17 protein-coding genes are annotated in these 16302 nt (G+C 63.0%); 9 read left to right on the top strand and 8 right to left on the bottom strand.

Annotation, left to right across the window (positions count from 1 at the left end):
• The first annotated feature begins 31 nt into the window (after positions 1–31).
• From V5N13_RS12795 to V5N13_RS12780, 4 genes are all read left to right on the top strand, one after another.
• A complete protein-coding gene (locus tag V5N13_RS12795) occupies positions 32–1006 on the top strand; it encodes a transcription initiation factor IIB (RefSeq protein ID WP_332898307.1) in 975 nt (324 codons plus the stop codon).
• Between the two features lie 86 nt (positions 1007–1092).
• Positions 1093–2130 (top strand): DNA-methyltransferase, encoded by a 1038-nt coding sequence (locus tag V5N13_RS12790; protein ID WP_336361075.1) that lies wholly within the window; start codon positions 1093–1095, stop codon positions 2128–2130.
• Positions 2131–2166: 36 nt separating this feature from the next.
• Entirely contained in the window at positions 2167–2847 is a 681-nt protein-coding gene (locus V5N13_RS12785; RefSeq protein ID WP_336361074.1) for a type I 3-dehydroquinate dehydratase, read from the top strand.
• 53 nt (positions 2848–2900) lie between these two features.
• The gene (locus V5N13_RS12780; protein ID WP_336361073.1) at positions 2901–3320 is read left to right on the top strand and encodes a zinc ribbon domain-containing protein; all 420 of its coding nucleotides are present in this window, start codon (positions 2901–2903) and stop codon (positions 3318–3320) included.
• Here the strand turns inward: V5N13_RS12780 and V5N13_RS12775 are convergent, their stop codons facing one another.
• The 5 genes from V5N13_RS12775 to trpC all read right to left on the bottom strand — a co-directional run bounded on the left by V5N13_RS12775 (position 3321) and on the right by trpC (position 8221).
• Entirely contained in the window at positions 3321–4493 is a 1173-nt protein-coding gene (locus tag V5N13_RS12775; RefSeq protein WP_332898303.1) for a 3-dehydroquinate synthase II, read from the bottom strand.
• Between the two features lie 117 nt (positions 4494–4610).
• Positions 4611–5405, bottom strand: coding sequence for a 2-amino-3,7-dideoxy-D-threo-hept-6-ulosonate synthase (locus V5N13_RS12770; RefSeq protein WP_332898302.1), 795 nt, complete (start codon positions 5403–5405; stop codon positions 4611–4613).
• Between the two features lie 28 nt (positions 5406–5433).
• Positions 5434–6246, bottom strand: coding sequence for a tryptophan synthase subunit alpha (gene trpA / locus V5N13_RS12765; RefSeq protein ID WP_336361072.1), 813 nt, complete (start codon positions 6244–6246; stop codon positions 5434–5436).
• On the bottom strand, positions 6243–7472 hold the full coding sequence (gene trpB, locus V5N13_RS12760) for a tryptophan synthase subunit beta (RefSeq protein ID WP_336361071.1): 1230 nt from the start codon (positions 7470–7472) through the stop codon (positions 6243–6245). The genes trpA and trpB overlap by 4 nt, the downstream gene beginning before the upstream one ends.
• Positions 7469–8221: an indole-3-glycerol phosphate synthase gene (gene trpC, locus V5N13_RS12755; RefSeq protein WP_336361070.1), complete on the bottom strand. Its 753-nt coding sequence runs from the start codon at positions 8219–8221 to the stop codon at positions 7469–7471. Before trpC ends, trpB begins: the two co-directional genes overlap by 4 nt.
• Positions 8222–8314: 93 nt before the next feature.
• Between trpC and V5N13_RS12750 the strand changes: the two genes are divergently transcribed.
• On the top strand, positions 8315–8776 hold the full coding sequence (locus V5N13_RS12750; protein WP_336361069.1) for an MGMT family protein: 462 nt from the start codon (positions 8315–8317) through the stop codon (positions 8774–8776).
• A gap of 83 nt (positions 8777–8859) precedes the next feature.
• A complete protein-coding gene (locus tag V5N13_RS12745; protein WP_336361068.1) occupies positions 8860–9708 on the top strand; it encodes a VOC family protein in 849 nt (282 codons plus the stop codon).
• A 1-nt stretch (position 9709) separates the two neighbouring features.
• Here the strand turns inward: V5N13_RS12745 and V5N13_RS12740 are convergent, their stop codons facing one another.
• Together V5N13_RS12740 and lonB are read right to left on the bottom strand one after the other, a co-directional pair.
• The gene (locus V5N13_RS12740) at positions 9710–10399 is read right to left on the bottom strand and encodes a CPBP family intramembrane glutamic endopeptidase (RefSeq protein WP_336361067.1); all 690 of its coding nucleotides are present in this window, start codon (positions 10397–10399) and stop codon (positions 9710–9712) included.
• A 4-nt stretch (positions 10400–10403) separates the two neighbouring features.
• Positions 10404–12434: an ATP-dependent protease LonB gene (gene lonB / locus V5N13_RS12735; protein WP_332898295.1), complete on the bottom strand. Its 2031-nt coding sequence runs from the start codon at positions 12432–12434 to the stop codon at positions 10404–10406.
• A gap of 174 nt (positions 12435–12608) precedes the next feature.
• Here lonB and V5N13_RS12730 point away from each other — a divergent pair, with 174 nt between their 5' ends.
• Genes V5N13_RS12730 through V5N13_RS12720 form a run of 3 tightly spaced genes read left to right on the top strand, consistent with a single transcriptional unit; the run spans position 12609 to position 14490 of the window.
• Positions 12609–13127 (top strand): nicotinamide-nucleotide adenylyltransferase, encoded by a 519-nt coding sequence (locus tag V5N13_RS12730; RefSeq protein ID WP_332898294.1) that lies wholly within the window; start codon positions 12609–12611, stop codon positions 13125–13127.
• Positions 13124–13873 carry an SAM hydrolase/SAM-dependent halogenase family protein gene (locus tag V5N13_RS12725; RefSeq protein WP_336361066.1) on the top strand — a complete coding sequence of 250 codons (750 nt, stop codon included), beginning with the start codon at positions 13124–13126 and terminating at the stop codon, positions 13871–13873. Before V5N13_RS12730 ends, V5N13_RS12725 begins: the two co-directional genes overlap by 4 nt.
• Positions 13873–14490, top strand: a complete 618-nt coding sequence (locus tag V5N13_RS12720) for a trimeric intracellular cation channel family protein (protein ID WP_336361438.1) — start codon at positions 13873–13875, stop codon at positions 14488–14490. The genes V5N13_RS12725 and V5N13_RS12720 overlap by 1 nt, the downstream gene beginning before the upstream one ends.
• 2 nt (positions 14491–14492) lie before the next feature.
• Here the strand turns inward: V5N13_RS12720 and thsA are convergent, their stop codons facing one another.
• Positions 14493–16070 (bottom strand): thermosome subunit alpha, encoded by a 1578-nt coding sequence (gene thsA / locus V5N13_RS12715; RefSeq protein ID WP_336361065.1) that lies wholly within the window; start codon positions 16068–16070, stop codon positions 14493–14495.
• Positions 16071–16302: the final 232 nt, after the last annotated feature.

Raw genomic sequence — 16302 nt, 5'->3', positions numbered from 1 at the left:
CTTCCCGGACAGCCCCCGCCAGCGCACACCCATGAGAGAACACACTCGAACACGAACCCGAGCGAACCAAGAAGAGAGCGAGAAAGAACAGGAATCGGGCAGTAAACTCGACTGCCCAGAATGTGGCTCCGGCAAGGTCGTCGCCGACTCGACCCACGGCGAAACGGTCTGTCAGGACTGCGGTCTCGTCGTCGACGAAGGCGAAATCGACCGCGGCCCGGAGTGGCGCGCATTCGACGCCCGCGAGAAGGATAAAAAATCGCGTGTTGGCGCACCGACGACCAACACCATGCACGACAAGGGGCTTTCAACCAACATCGACTGGCGCGACAAGGACGCATACGGCAAGTCCCTTGGCAGCCGCCAGCGCGCGAAGATGCAGCGGCTTCGCAAGTGGAACGAACGCTTCCGCACCCGCGACAGCAAGGAGCGCAACCTGAAGCAGGCGCTCGGCGAAATCGACCGCATGGCCAGCGCCCTCGGTCTCCCGAACAACGTGCGCGAGACCGCCTCCGTCATCTACCGCCGCGCGCTCACCGAAGACCTCCTCCCCGGCCGCTCCATCGAGGGCGTCGCCACTTCCGCCGTCTACGCCGCCGCCCGGCAAGCGAGCATGCCCCGCAGTCTCGACGAGATTGCAGAGGTCTCCCGCGTCGAAAAGAGCGAAATCGCGCGCACCTACCGCTACGTCGTACGCGAGCTCGGCCTCGAAGTGCGCCCAGCCGACCCAGAGAGCTACGTCCCGCGCTTTGCCTCCTCGCTCGACCTCTCCGAGGAAGCAGAACACCGCGCCCGACAGCTCCTTCGCAACGCGAAAGAACAGGGCGTCCACAGCGGCAAATCGCCGGTCGGCCTCGCCGCCGCCGCCGTCTACGCCGCCGCGCTGCTCACTAACGAGAAGACGACCCAAGCCGCCGTGAGCGAAGTCGCAGACATCAGCGAAGTCACCATCCGCAACCGCTACCACGAACTGCTCGAAGCCGAGCAGGACGTGCCGATGGCGTAAGTTCGGACACCACCGTTTTTGCGTTTTCACCACCGCCGAGTCGAGAGACCGCAAGACTAGTACGGAAGGCCCCTGACTGTATGTCCATGCAGACCGACCACGCCATCTACGCGTCGGACGCCCGCGAGATGGCACACGTAGACGAGGGCGCAGTCGACCTCGTCGTCACCTCCCCGCCCTATCCGATGATCGAGATGTGGGATGGGCTGTTCTCGTCGCTCGATTCGACGGTCGAATCTCACCTCGAATCGGGCGCGGGTGACGACGCCTTCGATGCCATGCACGACGCCCTCGCCCCGGTCTGGGACGAACTCAAGCGCGTCCTCCGCCCCGGCGGCATCGCCTGCATCAACATCGGCGACGCCACCCGCTCGATTGGCGGCGAGTTTCAACTCTTTCCGAACCACGTCGCCGTCATCGACGCCATGCGCGACCGCGGGTTTTCGGTACTCCCCGACATCCTCTGGCGAAAGCCCTCGAACCGGCTGACGAAGTTCATGGGCTCAGGGATGCTTCCGTCGAACGCGTATGCGACCCTCGAACACGAGTACATCCTCGTGTTTCGAAACGGCGGCACCCGGGCGTTCGACCCCGGGTGTGCAGAACGCTACGAGAGCGCCTTCTTCTGGGAGGAACGAAACGAGTGGTTCTCAGACCTCTGGACGGACGTACAGGGAACCGGGCAGTCGCTTGACGGGGCGACCCGCGAGCGGTCTGCAGCCTACCCGCTCGAAATTCCCCTGCGCCTGATTCAGATGTATTCGGTGTACGGCGACACCGTCTTAGACCCGTTTTGGGGAACCGGAACCACGACGCTCGCGGCGATGGTCGCGGGGCGAAACTCGGTGGGCTACGAACTCGACGAGACCCTCATCGAGCGCTTCGACGACCGCGTCGAGAACGTCCCTGAAATCGCCAGCGAACGACTCGAAAACCGACTCGACTCCCACCGCGACTTCGTGACCGCCAGAGCCGCGACGGGCGAATCGCTCGACTACGACGCGACCCACTACGACTTTGCTGTCGTGACCAAACAAGAACGCAACATCTTGCTCTACGACGTCGCCGCGGTCGAACCCCACGAAGACGGCTATCTCGTCCGCCACGAGCGCCACACCGAATAGGGGTACGTTTTTCCATCTGAGCGCGTACACACAGCTATGAATTTCGACGAGTTCGTCCTCGCCGCGAGTACGGCGACGCTCAGCGACGAACCCGACGCCCGCCCCGTGGCCGACGCCGTCGAATACCGGATGGACCTCGCCACAAACCCCCGCTCGGCGCTCCGCGACTACGACGGCGAGTTGCCACTCATCGCGACCAACCGCGTCCACTGGGAAGGCGGTGAGGCCGCAGACGACGCAGCCCGCCTCGACGCGCTCTGTGAGGCGGCCGAACACGATGCCGTCTGCGCGGTTGACATCGAACTCGAAGCCATCGAATCGGGCAACGGCGAGCGCGTCGTTGCGGCCGCCCGTGAGGCGGAGACGACCGTCATCGTCTCGATGCACGATTTCGAGGCGACGCCACCGATTGCCGAGCTTCGCCACCTGCTAAAAACCGCGAGCGACCACGGCGACGTGGCGAAGCTCGCGTGTACGGCGACCTCGCTCGATGACGTCCTCGACGTGCTGTTCGCCACCCGGACGTTCGATGCGAACGGCCGCGCCGTAGCGACGATGGCGATGGGCGAGGTGGGCAGACACTCACGCGTCGTCGCGCCGCTGTACGGCTCGCGGATTGGCTATGCCCCAATTAAGCCGGAAGATGCGACCGCACCCGGCCAGTACGACCTCGAAACGATGCGACTGCTCGTTGACAAACTCGACAGCAATGACTGAGACAGTGACCTTCGGAAGTTTAACAAACGGTGACAACCGAGACGGAGGAAGTAATGGGGCAAACCTCGCGTAAGCGCCCGTGGCTTGCGGCGCTGTTGGCGTTCGTCTATCCCGGCCTTGGTCACGTCTACATCCGTGAATGGCTGAGAGCACTGCTCTGGTTCGGGTTGATGATTGCAACGGCGTCGTTCGTCATTCCAGAACAGGCCGTCCAGACGGCCGACCTCTCGATTGCTGCTCTCACTCGCGCGAGCGAGCAGCTGTCGCTCGAAGCGGCGTTTACGGTGCTGTTCATCACGCTGTTGAGCATGATCGACGCCTACCGGCTCGCGGCAACGAAAAATCAGGCCGTCAAAGCCGTCGTCGAGGGGACGCGGTGTCCGTCGTGTGGCCGCGACATCGACCCCGAACTCGACTTCTGTCACTGGTGTACGACGGAACTGCCGCCCACGATGGGCGACGGCGCAAACTGATTACTTCTCGATGATGCTCTCTTCTACGGCTTCCCCGAAGTGGCGAGCCGTGTCCTCGTAGTAGATTTTCACCTCGTCGCCGACGGCGAGGTCGGTGACTGCCTTGCGACCCTCAGATGTGGCGACTTTGATGGTCTCTGCGTTCTGGAGGAGGGTTTCGATACGGTCGCCGCTTTGCGTTTCGGCTTCGACGCGGAACATCGGACGTTTCTCGATTTTCGCCCGCCCGACGATTGCCTCACGAGTGTGGCCCGCCGTATCGACGACCTGCACCTCGTCGCCGCTTTTGAGTTCGGCAAGGTACTTCGTGCCGCCGTCTGGCGTCCGGACGTAGGCGTGAACCGCCCCGGCGTTCACCCGAAACGGCCGGGAAGCGACGTACGGCGACTCCGCGGTCTCTGCGTGGACGAAAAACAGCCCGCGGCTCATGCTGCCGACGAGCATGCCTTCGTCGTGTTCGAACAGCGACCCGGTATCGACGCAGACGCGGTCTGCAGAGCCGGTCTGTTCGACGGCGGTGACGGTCGCCCACTGGAGGTCAAGCGATTCGCGCTCTGATTCGTCGCGCACATCGACCGTCCGGCGAATCTCGTCCGGGTCGTCGGTGTCGAGCAACACGGCGTCAGCGCCGAGTTCGAGCGTCTCGAATGCGGTTTTGGCCTCCTCTGCGGTCTGGACGCCCGCGACGAGTTCGGTCTCCTCACCAATCCGAGCGATGAGGTTTTCGAGCGGGATGATGGTCCAGTCTTCACCGATGACGATGGTGTACTCTGCGTCGTGGGCGGCGGCTTCTGCGAACGCCTCGTACTCTTTGTTCAGGATGCGGACGTACGCGCCGTGGGCGCGGTCGTCGCTCCGACGCAGGGTAGAGAGGTCAGCAGAGCCAGAGAAATCAGCGGGGAGGTCGACCGTGCCGTCGCCTTCGCCTTCTTTGCCGACGATGGTCACGTCGGGGAGGTCTTCGACGGCGTCGGGTTCTGCGTCCATGACGTGGACGTCGCCGTTTGCGAACGCCGCGACGTTCACCTGACCGAGTTCGCGGACTTTCGAAACGTCCTCGCTATCGACGAGCACCCAGTCGACACCGGCTTCGAGTCCGGCGGTGATTCGTTTTCGTCGCGCCTCCCAGTCGCCGACGGTGTCGTCGGCTTTGAGCCATACGGAGCGTGTCATACTTTGACGCTCGCGGCGGGGATTCTTGAACGTGGCGGAAGTGGCACTTCCGTCTCACCGCCCGATTTCAGCGCGGCCGCTCTATATGGGGATTTCGAGAGAAACAGTGTGTCGGGCTCAGGCTTTGACGGCGAGGCCAGCGCGTTCGAGGGCTTTGTCCGCGGGGGCGTCATTGTGGACGACGTCGGTGACCGCACGGGCGATTGCTTCTGGACTCTCGTGTTGGAAGATAGACCGGCCCATCGAGACGCCCGCCGCACCGCCGTCCATCGCACCACGGACCATCTGGATGGTCTCTAAGTCAGTGCCACGCGAGCCACCGGCGATGACGACCGGCAGGCGGGTCGATTCGGTGACGTGTCGGAAGCTCTCCGGGTCGCCGGAGTAGGCGGTTTTGATGATGTCCGCGCCGAGTTCCTCACCGAAGCGAGCGGCGTGGCCGAGGGCTTCTGCGTCGTGTTCGTCGATGCCGGGACCGCGGGCGTAGGTCATCGCAAGCACGGGGATGCCGAGGCGGTCTGCCTCGGAGGTGACGCGCGCTAAGTCTTCCATCTGCTTTGGCTCATGGTCAGAGCCGACGTTGACGTGGAGGCTGACGGCGTCTGCACCCGCGCGGATGGCGTCCTCTACGGTGCCCGTCATGCGTTTGTCGTTAGAATCCGGTCCAATTGTCGTAGAAGCGTTGAGATGAACGATGTAGCCTTTGCCGTTTTTGTTTCCGTGGACGCGTGGTGCAATCCCCTTCTGGGTGAGCACGCAATCTGCGCCACCGCGTGTGACCGCATCAATTGTCGATTCGATGTCTTTGAGGCCTTGTACAGCCCCAAGTGTAATGCCGTGGTCCATCGGGACGATGACGAATCGACCCCGTGTACCGATGCGTTCGAGCCGAGCTGCTTTTCCGATAGTCATTAGTATGTTAGTGTGTAGCAAGCGTTAGTTATGTGCGTTCCGGTCGCGGCACACGTTGTTCGAATCCGGTCCGTGCGCCTTCTGCCAGTTCTCTCGCTTTTCGTTCTAAATTCGACGTGACATTCTCCCCGGAAGCAATCAGGTCGACGAAGACGCTCCCGGCGACGACCCCGTCTGCTCCCGCCGCGACGATTTCGCGGGCGTGGTGGCCCTCGCTCACGCCGAAGCCGACGGCCTTTGGCACGTCGTACGTTGCCAACCGACCGAGACTGTCGTGCGTCTGGGTGCTCACGTCCGCCTGCGCCCCGGTCGTCCCGAGGCGGGCTTGGACGTAGACGAATCCCGAAACCTGTTCCATGACGCGGTCTAAACGCTCGCCTTTCGTCGTCGGGGCGACGATGAAGATGAGGTCGAGGCCGAACTCGTCGCAGGCCGCCCGCAGGTCGTCCGACTCCTCGACGGGGAGGTCGGGGACGATAAGCCCCGAAATTCCTGCTTCGGCGGCCGCTTCGACGAACGCCCGGACGGGTTCGTCGCCGTACTGGTAGATGAGGTTGTAGTACGTCATGCAGACAATCGGCACGGCCACGTCGAGGTCGGCCACCAGGTCGAGATACGACTGTGGCGTCATTCCCGCGTCAAGCGACCGCTGGATGGCGTTCTGGATGGTTGGCCCGTCCGCGATTGGCTCCGAGAAGGGCAGGCCGAGTTCGATGATGTCCGCCCCACCGCGGGCGAGCGCGCGAACCTGTGCTTTCGTACTCTCTGCGTCCGGGTCGCCCGCCGTGATGTACGGAATCAGGGCCGGGCCGTCGCGGAAGGCTTCGCCAATCTCGCTCATTCGAACACCCCCATCTCCGGCGCGTTCGCAAGGTCGCGCTTTGCCGTCTCCTCAAGCACGGACTCCAAATCCTTGTCGCCGCGCCCGGAGATGTTCACGATGACCGACTCCCCGAGGTCGTCGGCCGTTTCGAGGTAGGCAATCGCGTGGGCCGTTTCGAGTGCTGGAATAATTCCTTCTTCCTGCGAGAAGCGGTGGAACGCTTCGAGTGCGGCGTCGTCGGGAACTGTCACGGGCGTCACCCGCCCAGTATCGACGAGGTGGGCGAGTTCCGGGCCGACGCCGGCGTAGTCGAGACCCGAACTGATGCTGTGCGATTCGAGAATCTGGCCGTCCCGAGACTGCAGCAGGCGGGTGCGCGCACCGTGGAGCACGCCGACCGACCCCGTCGAGAGCGATGCGGAGTTCGGCGCAACGCCCGTCTCCTCGTCTACGTCGAGACTGGAGCCACCGGCTTCGACGGCGTACAGCGCCACGTCCTCGTCGGGGACGAAGTTGTGGAACGCGCCCATCGTGTTCGACCCGCCGCCCGCACACGCGACGACGCTGTCGGGGAGGCCACCGGTCTTTTCACGAATTTGCGCGCGCGCTTCCTCGCTGATGACCGACTGGAAGTCGCGCACCATCCGTGGGAACGGGTGGGGCCCCACGACAGACCCGATGACGTAGTGGGTGTCTTCGACGTTGGTCGCCCAGTCGCGCATCGTCTCGTTGATGGCTTCTTTCAGGGTTCCGCGGCCCACGTCGACGGGGTTGACTTTGGAGCCGTTGATGCGCATGCGGAAAACGTTCGGGCGCTGGCGGGTGATGTCTCGGCGACCCATGTACACCTCGCAGTCCATGCCGAGATGGGCCGCGGCCATCGCCGTCGCCGTGCCGTGTTGGCCCGCGCCGGTTTCCGCGACGATGCGTTCTTTGCCCATGTACTTGGCGAGCAACACTTGGCCGAGCGCGTTGTTCAGCTTGTGTGCGCCGCCGTGGACGAGGTCTTCGCGCTTTAAGTACACCTCCGTGCCGTAGCGTGCGCTCAGCTGTTCTGCGTGCTGGAGCGGCGTGGGGCGACCGCCAAAGTCCCGCAACCGGGCGCGAAAGTCGTCCATGAACCCGTCTTCGTTTTCGAGCACGTAGCGTTCGTACGCGTCGGTCAGTTCCTCGATGGCGGGCATCAGCACTTCCGGGACGTACTGGCCGCCGTAGTCGCCAAATTTCGCAGGTGAATCGCTCATAGCTGTGAGAGGAGTCGCGTGTTTGCAGTCACGTCGCCGTCCATGATTGCCGTTCCGATGAGCAGGCCGTCCGCCCCAGCGGCGCGCATCCGCGCCACGTCGTCCGGCGTCGACACCCCGCTCTCTGCGATGAGTGTCACGTCGTCTGGCACCTTTGGTGCCAATTTCTCGAACGTGCCGAGGTCGACGCTGAGCGAGGTCAGGTCGCGGTTGTTGATGCCGATGATGTCCGCGCCTGCGCCAAGAGCTTCGTCCAGTTCGGTTTCGGTGTGGACTTCGACGAGCACCTGAAAGCCGCGGTCGCGGGCGGCGGTGAGCAGATTTTCCAAATCATCGACGAAGCGGACGATGAGGAGAACAACGTCTGCTTCGACGGCGTCGAGTTGCTCCTCGCGGAGGATGAAATCCTTGCGAAGGATGGGAACGTCCACCGCTTCGCGGACGGCGCGGAGATTCGAAAGCGAGCCACCGAAGTGGTCGGGTTCGGTGAGTACCGAGATGGCGGCCGCCCCACCCGCGACCATCTCGCGGGCGAGTTCGGCCGGGTCGTCTGCGCGCACGCCCTCGGTCGTCGGGCTCGTCGGTTTCACCTCCGTGATGAGTGGCACCCGACCGGCGTCCTCGACGGCTGCAAACGCCAATTCGAGCGACCGCGGGTCGACGGACACCCGTTCTGTGACCCCATCTCGCTCGCGTGCGGAGGCGAGAATGGCCGCCACTTCGGGGGCGACCTCGTCTCTAACTACCATTGTTGTTCAATGATGAACTGATTTGTACATAAGACTTGCGCCGTCAGGCCGTCAGTGCCGAATGTTCAAGTCCGTGACGACCCTCTACCTGCTATGGACGAGTCCGCCGGTATTTACGCACGAGAATCCGAGTATCTCGACCGATACGTTCAGATTGGCGTTGCAGGCGACCGGGTCATCTCCGTCTCTTTTCCCGACACGGTCGATGCTGCGAGCTCCTCGAAACACCCAATTCTCGACCGCATTTTTGCGTATTTAGAAGGTGTTCGTGAGTCGTTCGCCACGGTCGATATTGCACTCACCGTGCCCACCGCTCATCGACGAGTGCTCGAAACGGTCCGACAAATCCCGTACGGCGAACAGTACACCGTCGAGAAGGTGGCACGCCTGACCCCCGAATTGAACCCCCAAGACGACGACGATATGACGCTCGTGCGGACCGCCTTGGACGAAAACCCGACACCGATTTTGATTCCAGACCACCGCGTGCGCGACGCACCGAGCGCCGCACCGCCGGAAATCGAGCAGAAACTCCGGTCGCTCGAAGGACTCTGACGGGCAGAACGCGACACACGTTGCACCGAGCGATGGGGCTATCCAAACACGTCCCCTACCAGACACAATCACGGTGAATTTCGATGACTGATTCTATCGCCCCCGATACACACATTGGCCGCGTTGCCCTGCACGTCACCGACCTCGACGAACTCGTGTCCTTCTACCGCGACACGATTGGCTTGGACGTGCTCGAAACGACGGCCACGACAGCCACCCTCGGCGTGGGTGAGACGCAGTTGCTCGAACTCACCGCGACCGACCTACCGGAGCGAACACGAGAGGAAACTGGGCTGTTTCACACCGCGTTTCGCGTGCCCACTCGGGCCGCACTCGCTGATGCGCTCGTGCGCGCAGAGCGTGACTGGCAGCTCTCTGGCGCATCAGACCACCTCGTGAGCGAGGCACTCTACCTCAGAGACCCGGAAGGAAACGGTATCGAACTGTACGTAGACCGCCCCCGCGAGGAGTGGGAGCGCGACGAGGCCGGAAATCTCCGGATGGACACGCTCCCGCTCTCGCTTTCGTCACTGCGCGAGGCGGGCGACCCAGAGCGCCGAATGCCCGCGGGCACCGACGTGGGACACATCCACCTCGAAGTGTCGCAAATTCCAGCGTCGCGGACGTTCTACACCGAAGTAGTCGGCATGGACGAACCCGTGAGGCTGCCGTCGCCGTACGGCGAATCGTCGCTGTTCGTCTCGGCTGGTGGGTATCACCACCATATCGGCGCGAACGCATGGAACGGCCGCACCGAACCGGCGACGGGCCGCGGCCTTGACTGGTTCGAACTCGTCGTTCCAGATGCAGACGCGCTCGCCGCGCTATCTGCGCGCCTTTCCGATGCGGGCTACGACGTGGACGATTCCGATTCCGAGCTTCGAGTCCACGACCCGGACAGCATCGAGCTGCGTGTGCGAGTCGAGCCGTAATTCACAACATGCCTTCGTGCACCACGAATTCGAGCGCGTTCACGACGTAGTGGGCCACGACGACGACCACGAGGCTGCCAGTGGCGATGAACGCGGCGGCGAGGACGAAGCCGACGAGGCCGGTGACGACGACGCCGGCGACGCCCTGTGCGCCGTGACCGAGCGCGAATGCGAGCGAGGAGAAGGCGGCGAGCGCCCACGGCGAGACGACGAAGCCCGCGCTCAACGCCCCGACGAGCGCCCCGCGAAAGAGGAGTTCTTCGAAGCCTGCGATGATGGGCAACACACCGAGTAAGAGCAACAGCCAGCCGCGCGTCGTGGTCGGCGCGAGCGCGGCGCGGAGGTCGTTTTCGTGGTCGAAGCCGAGCCGTCGCATCGTCCACGCGCCGAGTTGATTGCCGCCAAATAGGACGGCCCCGAGCCCGAGGCCGAGGCCAACGGTTGCTGTATCAGGAAGGTGAACGCCAAGCGCAGCCCACGGAATCTGGGCAATCCACGCCGCAAGGAGTAAAAAGAGGCCGAGAATACCCTGTGAGAAGGCGACGTTCACGAGCAACAAGCCCGTCGAGAGGTTCTGTGTCGGTTCGGGTTCGTCCTCCTCGCTCACGACCGAACGCGAGGCGTAGGAGAGCGATAATAAGAGCAGTAAAATGAGGGCGACGAGTCCCGAAAACGCCGCCCACCTGGCCACGGCCTTAGTTCGGGCTTGGGCTACCGGGTCCGGGACGGCCCGACTTGTCGAGCGCCTGTCCGGTGATGCTCTTCAAGCGGTCGACGAGCGAATCTTTCTCCGGTTCGCCCGCGAGTGCGACTTCGAGCACTTCGCTGATGTGGCTGACCGGGATGATTTCAATCTGCTCTTTGTACTCGTCTTCGATCATGACGTCCTGCTCGTTTGCAGACGGAATGATGACCTTCGTGAGGCCAGCCTTCGCGGCAGCCTCGATTTTGTGGGTCACCCCACCGACGGGGAGCACGTCGCCACGAACCGAGAGCGAGCCCGTCATCGCGAGGTTCTGCTCGACGGGGATGTCTTCTAACGCGGAGATGACGGCCGTCGCAACCGTGATAGAGGCGGAGTCACCGTCGACCCCACCCTGTCCGGTCTGGACGAACTGGATGTGGATGTCCTTCTCCGAGATGTCCTCGTCAGAGAACTTCTTGATGATGGCGCTCACGTTCTGGACGGCTTCCTCTGCGATGTCCTGGAGCTGACCAGTCGCAATGACCCGGCCGGGGCCTTGCGATGGCGTCACTTCTGCCATCACGGGGAGGACGATACCGGAGTCCTCTCCCATGACCGCAAGCCCGTTGACGCGGCCGGTGACTGCGCCCTCGTTGACGGTGAGGTCGTAGTCCTTGCGGCGCTCGATGTACTGGTCTGCCAGTTGTTGCTCGATGGAGCGCGAGCGCTGTTTTGCCTGCAGGACGTGGTCGCGCGTGGTTGCCTGTGCATCCTCGGCGCGGGCGATGTCACCCGCGACGCGGACGAGGCCACCGAGGTCACGGAAGCGCAGCGTCAGGTGACCCTTCCGGCCCGCGCGACGGCGGGCTTCGAGGATGACCTCGCTGATGGCGTCTTCCGTGAAGTGTGGGAGGCGACCGTCCTTGGCGACTTCCTGTGCGACGAACCGGGCGTACCGGCGGCGCATCTCGGGGGAGTCGCGGATGGAGTCGTCCATGTACACCTCGTACCCGTACCCTTTGATACGGGAACGGAGTGCGGGGTGCATGTTCTCCATCGCGTCAAGGTTCCCTGCGGCGACCATGACGAAGTCAGTCGGGACGGGTTCGGTCTGGACCATCGCACCCGAGGAACGCTCGGACTGGCCCGTGATGGCGAACTTGCCCTCCTGAATCGCCGTCATGAGGTGCTGCTGGGAGCGAATGTCGAGCGTGTTGATTTCGTCGATGAACAACACGCCCTTGTTCGACTTGTGGATGGCACCAGCCTCGACGCGGTCGTGGCTTGGCGTTTCCATCCCACCGGACTGGAACGGGTCGTGGCGCACGTCACCGAGCAGTGCACCCGCGTGGGCACCCGTTGCGTCCTCGAACGGCGCGCTCTTCGTGTCGCCGTTGTTGACCAGCAGGTTCGGAATCATCGCGTCACTCGACCGGCTGCCGTACCGGAAGGCGAGATAGACAACACCCGCTGCGAGGATGCCGAGCAGAATCTGCTGGGCGACGAGCAGCGAGTAGCCAATCACGATGGCGATGATAATCCACATGAGGAACGAGCGCATCTGGTTGCGCTTTCTGGCTTCCTCCTTGTGTGCTTCAATAATCTGTTCACCCTTGCCCGCGGGGACGGTGCGGACCTTTGGCTCGTTGCCGTCATCCGGATTGTGGTAGACGAGGACGTCCTGCATCTCCTCTTTTGGCAGGAGTTCACTCATCGCCTTTGCGAGCATCGATTTGCCCGTACCCGGCGAGCCAATCATCATGACGTGACGCCGCTGTTTGGCGGCTTTCATGATGACGTCTCGGGCGTGGTCCTGGCCGATGACCTGATCGACCAATCTGTCGGGGATTTCAATGTCCTCTGTGGACGTGATTTGCAGGCCACCAAGCAGGCTGTCTTCGTCCGCTTTGACAACCGCCGACTCGGCCCCGACCTCGACATCACTGCCGAGTTCATCTCTGGATTCGTCTCGTTCAGGCTCCGGAGAAACCTCTTCTTCGGCTTCCGACGAGACGTTGTCAGTATCCATGTCGTTACTCATAGAACTACGGTTTCCGCTACCTGAGATTCAGGGGCTATCCTTTGATATACTTTCTCCCCGATTGTCCCGGGCAAACACGACCGAAACTCCCGGACTGAGCGAGGTTCCGGAGAAACTTGCCAGACGATTCGGCCGACCCGACGGATTTTATAAACCCGGCTTGTAACTCCGGGTATGACTCGTGGGTTTTTCATCGGCCGCTTCCAGCCGTTCCACAACGGACACTTTGCGATGGTCGAGCGCATCGCAGAAGACGTAGACGAGCTCGTCCTCGGCATCGGGAGCGCCGGTGACAGCCACTCCACCAATGACCCGTTCACCGCGGGCGAGCGCATCATGATGATAACGAAAGCGCTCACCGACTTAGACCTCGTCACCTACGCCGTTCCCATCGAGGACTTAGACCGCAACTCCGTCTGGGTGAGCCACGTCCAGAGCATGAGCCCGACGTTCGACGTTGCCTACTCGAACAACCCCCTCGTCGTCCGCCTGTTCAAAGAGGCGGGTGTCACGGTGCGACAATCGCCCATGTTCAACCGCGCGGTGTTCGAAGGAACCGAAGTTCGCGCGCGCATGATAGATGGCACCGACTGGGAGGAACTCGTCCCAGATGCAGTGGCGGAGGTCATCGAGGAAATCGACGGCATCGAGCGCATCCAGCACGTAAGCGACACGGACGCAAACGACGGATGATTACGCTCTCCTCTGATTTCGGCTCGCCCTATCCGGCGGCGATGAAAGGCGTCATCCTCCAGCAAAGTGAGGCGCGCCTCGTCGACGTGAGCCACGAGTTTCCACGCCAAGACGTGCGCGCCGCGGCGTTTTGGCTCCGCGAGGTGCTCCCTCATTTCCCACCGGCCGTCCACCTCGTCGTGGTTGACCCCGGCGTCGGCACTGACCGCAAAGCCCTCGCCGTGCGCGCGGGTGACCACGCCATCGTCGCGCCCGACAATGGCGTCGCGCTGCCCGCAGCCCACTCCCTCGCAGACGACATCGAGGTGTTCGAACTCGACGCTGAAAACCCCGCAAGTGCGACCTTCCACGGCCGCGACGTGTTCGCGCCGTGGGCTGCGACCATCCACGACGCAGGCCTAGACACGCTCGCAGACATAGACGGCGTGACGCCCACCGACGACTACGCAATCGAACGCTTCCCCGACCCCGTCCTCAACGCCGGAAGCGCAGAAGGTGAGGTGCTCGTCGTCGATGACTTTGGCAACGTGATTACGAACATTCCGGGGCACGTCCTCGCAGACAAAGACATGCTGCGCGTGGGCGACCTGCAGGTTCCCGTTGGCCACACGTTCGCGGCCGTCGGCATCGGCGCGAAGGTCGTCACCGTCGGGAGCCACGGCAACGTCGAACTCGCGGTGAACCGCGGGCGCGGCGACGAGGTGTTCTCGCTCGACCCCGGCGACCGCGTCGAACTGTCGTGGTGATGCTCGACGCCTTCGCCGTCATGAACATCGTCGGCCTGCTCGCGTTCGCCGTCACCGGCTCGCTCAAAGCCATCGAAGAGCGCTTAGACGTGCTCGGCGTCGCGGTGCTCGGCATCCTCACCGCCCTCGGCGGTGGAATGACCCGCGACGTGCTCGTCGGCGCGATTCCGAACGCGCTCCAATCAACCGACGACGTGACGATTGCCTTCGTGGGCGTCGTCCTCGCGCTCGTACTCTCGCGGAGCCGGAAAAACTGGGTACAACACTCCGCGATTCTCGTCCCCGACGCCATCGGCCTCGCCGCGTTCGCCGCCACGGGCGCGCTCGTCGGTGCGGACGCGGGCGTCTCAGGGTTCGGTATCGTCTTGCTCGCCACGCTCACGGGCGTCGGTGGCGGCCTCATCTCTGATATACTGCTCCTGCGCGTGCCCGGCGTGCTCAAAGAAGATTTCTACGCGACGTGCGCCATCGCTGGTGGAGTCGTGTTTTGGATAGCGACGATAAATGGCGTGGGCGAACAGCTTTCGGCCGCGGTCTGCGCCGCGACGGTCGTGTTGTTGCGGTTACTGGCCCTTCGCTTCGACTGGTCGTTGCCGCGCGTCGAAGTGGGTGGATGAGCTTATTTTGCGGCGATGACGTCGTCGATGCGGACGATCATGGTTGCGGCTTCGGTGGCCGATTCGACCGCTTCGTGCTTGACGGCGGCTGGGTCCATGATGCCGTATTCGAGCGGGTCACCGATGACGCCGGTCTGGCCTTCTGCGATGACGCCTGCGCGACCCTCGGCTTCGAACCGCGAGCGGAGGTCGACGAGCGCGTCGATTGGGTCCATCCCGGTGTTCTCTGCGAGGGTGCGCGGGAGCATGTCCACCGCGTCCGCGAAGGCGTTGACGGCGAGTTGCTTGCGCCCCTCGATACCCGCGGATTTCGCACGGATGTAGTCTGCAACCGCAATTTCGGTCGCGCCCGCACCGGGCACGACACCACCCTTGTCGAGGGCCGCGGTGACCACGTCGAGGGCGTCTTCGAGCGCGCGTTCGAGTTCGTCACAGACGTGTTGGGTGCCACCGCGGACGAAGACGGTCACGGACTCTGCGGCCGCGCCACCTTCGAGGAAGGTGAGTTCCTCGTCGCCAAAGCGGCGGACGTGGATGCGGTCTGCGTGGCCGAAGTCGTCGTCGGAGACGTCTTCGAGCGTGCCGATGCGGGTCGCACCGGTCGCCCGAGCGATGGCCGTCGCGTCCTTCTTGCCCACGTTTTCGTAGGCGAGGATGTCGGCTTTGGCGAGGAACGAGCCGACGCGGTCGTCGATGTCGTCGGTGGCGAACACCACGTCAACTCCGGCATCTTTGAGGGCCGCAGCGTAGCCGCGGAGTTCACCCTCTTCTGCCTCGATTGCGGCGTTTAGTTGTTCGATGGAGGTGATGTTGTACTCGGCATCGACGTGGCTCTTTCGCACGTCGAGTTCCATGTCGAGGACGGCGATGGTCGCGTTTTCGACCGTCCGTGGCATGTTCTCGTTTACGGGTTCCTCGTCGAGGATGACGCCCTCTACGAGTTCGGTCGCGGACGACGACGAGCCGACCTGCGTGTGGATGCGAACGTTGTCGCGCTCGACTTTCTTCTCGCCTTGGACGTGGCGGATTGCCTTCACGACGGTCTTTGCGAGCACGTCTGCGGCCACGTCACCGGTTCCCTTGCCGGTCATCGAGGACTCTGCGACCTTTTCGAGCAGGTTGTCGTCGAGTTCGTCGGAGAGTACCTGCGCGTCGATGGCCTCGTGGGCGAGGCGGGCGGCCTCGTGGTAGCCTTCGACGATGGTGGTCGCGTGGACGTCGTCTTCGAGCAGGTCTTCTGCCTTGGCGAGCAGTTCGCCAGCGAGAACTGCCGCGGTGGTCGTTCCGTCACCGACTTCGTCCTCTTGGGTCTGGGAGACTTCGACAATCATCTGGGCGGCCGGGTGCTCGATGTCCATCTTGTTCAGGATGGTCGCGCCGTCGTTCGTGATGACCACGTCACCGGACGACGAGACGAGCATCTTGTCCATCCCACGCGGCCCGAGTGTTGTACGAACCGCGCCGCTTACGGCTTTGCCTGCTGCGATGTTCGACCCCTGGGCGTCGCGCCCGCGGGTTCGTCGCGTTCCCTCACTCAGAATGAAAAGGGGCTGACCCCCGGCGTAGAATGCTTGTGACATAATTGAAACCTCGCTATAGGAATGTTTACAATTCTATATAAAGATTGCTGCCTGTGCGAAAAAATCGCACGCAAGCGACGGTGTAGCGCGGCGCATTCTGGTGAGAGGGTCGTTCAACTATGTGATAGTCTCCGCCAGTCAACTCGAAAATCGTGGGGCAAAGCGGGCGTGTTCACCCCTACCGACACGTATTTCATCAGACATGAATCGGTACGACCATATCCCACCCCAA

The organism is Haladaptatus sp. ZSTT2, assembly GCF_037081775.1.
Taxonomy (GTDB): domain Archaea; phylum Halobacteriota; class Halobacteria; order Halobacteriales; family Halococcaceae; genus QDMS2.
Note: the sequence above shows the minus strand (reverse complement) of the source record. Positions and strands in the feature narration are given on the sequence as shown.